Raw genomic sequence first — 4,567 nt, 5'->3', positions numbered from 1 at the left:
GTTTTGTAGAAGTTCCTTATCAATGCAGTCATCAGCAGGTATACTGCATTTTCTGCCATGAATGACTTTGGCAAATGTTTCCATCCAAACCCGTTGTTCATGTCATCGAGGATTCTTTCCTTCCCACCGCGCAGGTTATAGAACTCTACGACATCCCTTATATCGGATTCGAAATCATTGGTAAGGATACACCGGTAGGTATATTCTCCTTCCCATAGCTCCCGTATGTCATCTGCTCTTCTTTGTCTTTGGATGACAAGACGGTATGGTTTCCCCTTCCATTTTTCTACGACAATCGAGTTCAACTCAAACCTGATCCCGTTGATTTCCTCAGCTTTCCATCCCCTGAGAGCGAACATGTCTTCATAAAAAGCGGAGCATCTGTTGGCTCTGATATAGAAGTACTTGCAATGGGCCTTGACGGTATCTACAATCTCTTCGGAGCACGACCCACAATCCATACGGGCTCTATTTATATGAATGCCGTTCCATTCCAGCCTGGTGAAGATTCTTTCCAATGTACACTGCTGACAGAACCGGACATTCGTGTTGCCATCCCGATTTTCAATGCCGACAATATGGTCACCTATAACGGCCACTCCCGGGCTGTATCCTGTGAACTTCTTGTATGTACGTTTGGCATCATACTTCTCCGTTTCAATGAACTGGTGGTCAAAATCCAGATCGTAACCCTGCTCCTGACATAATTCTCCGGTAGCAATGAGAGACTTGACCAACAATTCGTTCATTGTGTCAGCTGTATTGAAGTCATATGATTTACCTGAGTCTGGAGATGAATACGTTATGTTGTCTGTAGTCAGTTCTTTTATGGCGCGAAGAATCGTGTCTGCGCTGCAGGTTTTAAGTTTGGGATGCAGGGAAAGATGGGGCATGAGATGAGTGGATATGTCTTCAATGCACGAGCCGCCACAGAAGAATACGCACATGAGAGAACGGATGATTTCACTGTATTGGTAACCATAGGTTCTGCTACGCAGTCCTAATGTGGAGTCGATTACGTCCGATAAAAGAGCATCAAATTGCTCCATGATTGAAAATATTCCGCCAAAAGGTGTGATTGAATCGAATTTTATTTGTACTTTAGCCATGTCTGCTGAAGATTGGTTTGATTTTTACGCAACACGAAGTTAAGTAAATCTTCGAACATGACAAAGCACTGAGTAATATATTACTACTCACTGCTTTAAATTATTCTTATACAAAAGTGTTGCGGAAATTAGGTTTATGTTGATAATAATCACTTTCTGATGCAGGAATTCCTACGGCTAATGCCACTTTATCCCAATTACATGAACCTATCCTGCCTGAAAACGGCTGCAAAAGTAACGATTTTCCACGAGCATCCAGCCAACAGTCTGTCACAAAAATAAGGGTGGATAGAAAGTGGATAGCATTAGAGTAGTCAGGCGGACAAAAGATATCCTAAACTATTTTCAACACACGTAATCAGCAATCAATCTTTATTCAGATCGTATAAAAAGAAGGATATAGAAAAAGATGGGCTGCAAATTTATAAAGAAGGTAAGCTCATTGCAGATGTATCCGTTCCTACGAATTTTAGAGTAATGGGATATATGGCACCCTATTATTATTCGTATATCATACCCAATATGGACGAGGAAGACAATTCATTAATGCTATATCGTTTTAGACTATAAGTGAAAGTCACAAAATAGGCTGAAAGCTCAGTGGTCTTCCTCGCCCATTTTGTCTCTTTTAACCCAATTCGGTCGTTAGAACGAATAAAAATAGTCAGTCGCTTTACTTTTCTCGTTCTAATGACTGATTGAGGTTTATCCGCTAAAAGCCCTACTTAGGCCACATATCTACTATAAATTCTTTATTCCAGGCATCTTTCTCCGCTAAAACATATTCCGTTTCCCACTTGCCTAACGAATATCCCACTATATGCAATTCGGCTCCTGTCTTACCGGCCAGCTTAAACTTGCCGCTGGTGTTGACCTTGAACTGATAGTCGGAACCCGTTACTACACTTGCAGACAGATCTGTTGAAACAGAAGGACCTACTTTAACGAAAGGACCTCCGCAATAGGCTATATTGACTTCCGTCTTGAAATATACACCCAGGCTTGCAGCCACTTCACCAGAGTAAGTGATGTTGGTTCGATCTACATAGCAGTTAAACGAATGGTTGTATTCTTTATAAAAGACCCAGCCTCTGTCTCTTGCATAGGAAGGACCCAGCTTAAAGGAAGAATCAAAAGTCATGGGCAGAGTTATGCCTATCGTGCCTTTTGCATGTGCATTACAGTCCATAGTTAAAGTGGGTATAACCATGACCGAAATGTGAATGGGACCTGCTATCGGGAATACAACTACAATAGGAGGATAATAGACTAATGGGACTTCACCGCCGCTTGATTTATCCTTCACATCCCATTCAACGAACAGAGGACCATCCAGTTTGTACTCACCTGTGAAGTAGCAATCAAAGTTACGTAATTTGAACCAGGAAATGTTGATGCCGATTTCAAGGTCTAATGCTGTGTGGGTCTGTACATCCTTCAGTCCAATGCGTAAGCCTTTTTCTTCGTATGAATAATTGGTTATTCCATCCTTGTTGAAAATATGCCATGTAGCTTCTTGGGCCAGCAGCTCTTCGGCTGTTGCATACTTTTTGCCATTGTCTTCTGTACCGCTGAAGATAACCACGCTGGGATGATAAACGCCGTCTTTGGAATAACGGTTCTTCAAGCCTTTCTCGCCGTAGTTAACATACAATTCCGTGCTCAGCTTGAAGTCGCCATGCTCTATCAGGTCTGCCAATGTACCTTGGGTTGTCGTCAGAATAGCATCCTTTCCGTTTGCCGATACATTTGATACCTTCCGAATGAAAGGTGGCGTGTCAATGCTGCGCCATATAGACAACACATCGTTCTTGTTTACCTTTGTCTTTATCTTATCCAGGTATGCCTGGCTCACACGAATCTGTGTTGTGTCAGCATTTAAGATCTCCACATCGTTCGGATTGATAAAATCAAAATAGTTGAGAGCTTGGGCATTTTCTGCAAGCTCAATTTCGCCTTTCTCAATAGGCGGATCGGGAGAAACATTGTTATCGTCATCGTTGTCACAAGATATTACCGTAAGTGATACGAAGAACAAGGCAAGAAAAGCAAACTTGCCCGATTTGAAAAAAGACCAATACTGCTTCATAAATGTGGATTATTTTACGCCTTCCAGGTTTCTTGGAAGAACCTGATAATACATGGAAGCGTGAAACCGGAACACCGCATTTTGAGTGGAGTCACAACAAAACAAGCATAACGCTTCCTCAATTGTTGATATACCTAATTTCCGCAACACTTTTGTACAAGAATAATTTAAAGCACTGAGTAGTAATGTATTACCCAGTGCTTTGTCATGTCAGAAGATTCACTTAACTTCGTGTTGCAATAAAAATCAAACCAATCTTCAGCAGACATGGCTAAAGTACAAATAAAATTCGATTCAATCACACCTTTTGGCGGAATATTTTCAATCATGGAGCAATTTGATGCTCTTTTATCGGACGTAATCGACTCCACATTAGGACTGCGTAGCAGAACCTATGGTTACCAATACAGTGAAATCATCCGTTCTCTCATGTGCGTATTCTTCTGTGGCGGCTCGTGCATTGAAGACATATCCACTCATCTCATGCCCCATCTTTCCCTGCATCCCAAACTTAAAACCTGCAGCGCAGACACGATTCTTCGCGCCATAAAAGAACTGACTACAGACAACATAACGTATTCATCTCCAGACTCAGGTAAATCATATGACTTCAATACAGCTGACACAATGACCGAATTGTTGGTCAAGTCTCTCATTGCTACCGGAGAATTATGTCAGGAGCAGGGTTACGATCTGGATTTTGACCACCAGTTCATTGAAACGGAGAAGTATGATGCCAAACGTACATACAAGAAGTTCACAGGATACAGCCCGGGAGTGGCCGTTATAGGTGACCATATTGTCGGCATTGAAAATCGGGATGGCAACACGAATGTCCGGTTCTGCCAGCAGTGTACATTGGAAAGAATCTTCACCAGGCTGGAATGTAACGGCATTCATATAAATAGAGCTCGTATGGATTGTGGGTCGTGCTCCGAAGAGATTGTAGATACCGTCAAGGCCCATTGCAAGTACTTCTATATCAGAGCCAACAGATGCTCCGCTTTTTACGATGACATGTTCGCCCTCAGGGGATGGAAGGCTGAGGAGATCAACGGAATCAGGTTCGAGCTGAATTCGATTGTCGTAGAAAAGTGGAAGGGGAAACCATACCGTCTTGTCATCCAAAGACAAAGAAGAACAGATGACATACGGGAGCTATGGGAAGGAGAATATACCTACCGGTGTATCCTTACCAATGATTTCGAATCCGACATAAGGGATGTCGTAGAGTTCTATAACCTGTGCGGTGGGAAGGAAAGAATCCTCGATGACATGAACAACGGGTTTGGATGGAAACATTTGCCAAAGTCATTCATGGCAGAAAATGCAGTATACCTGCTGATGACTGCATTGATAAGGAACTTCT

General features: G+C 42.3%; 3 protein-coding genes. 1 reads left to right on the top strand and 2 read right to left on the bottom strand.

Going from position 1 to position 4,567, the window contains the following annotated elements; translation table 11 throughout:
* Together HMPREF0999_RS13050 and HMPREF0999_RS13045 are read right to left on the bottom strand one after the other, a co-directional pair.
* On the bottom strand, nt 1-1,109 hold a 1,109-nt coding region (locus tag HMPREF0999_RS13050), incomplete at its 3' end, for an IS1380-like element ISBvu1 family transposase (RefSeq protein WP_009276118.1).
* 721 nt (nt 1,110-1,830) lie between these two features.
* Nucleotides 1,831-3,198, bottom strand: a complete 1,368-nt coding sequence (locus tag HMPREF0999_RS13045; RefSeq protein ID WP_005640468.1) for a hypothetical protein — start codon at nt 3,196-3,198, stop codon at nt 1,831-1,833.
* A gap of 267 nt (nt 3,199-3,465) precedes the next feature.
* Between HMPREF0999_RS13045 and HMPREF0999_RS13040 the strand changes: the two genes are divergently transcribed.
* On the top strand, nt 3,466-4,567 hold a 1,102-nt coding region (locus HMPREF0999_RS13040), incomplete at its 3' end, for an IS1380-like element ISBvu1 family transposase (protein ID WP_009276117.1).

It is taken from the genome of Parabacteroides sp. D25 (assembly GCF_000307475.1).
Lineage (GTDB): Bacteria > Bacteroidota > Bacteroidia > Bacteroidales > Tannerellaceae > Parabacteroides > Parabacteroides distasonis.
Note: the sequence above shows the minus strand (reverse complement) of the source record. Positions and strands in the feature narration are given on the sequence as shown.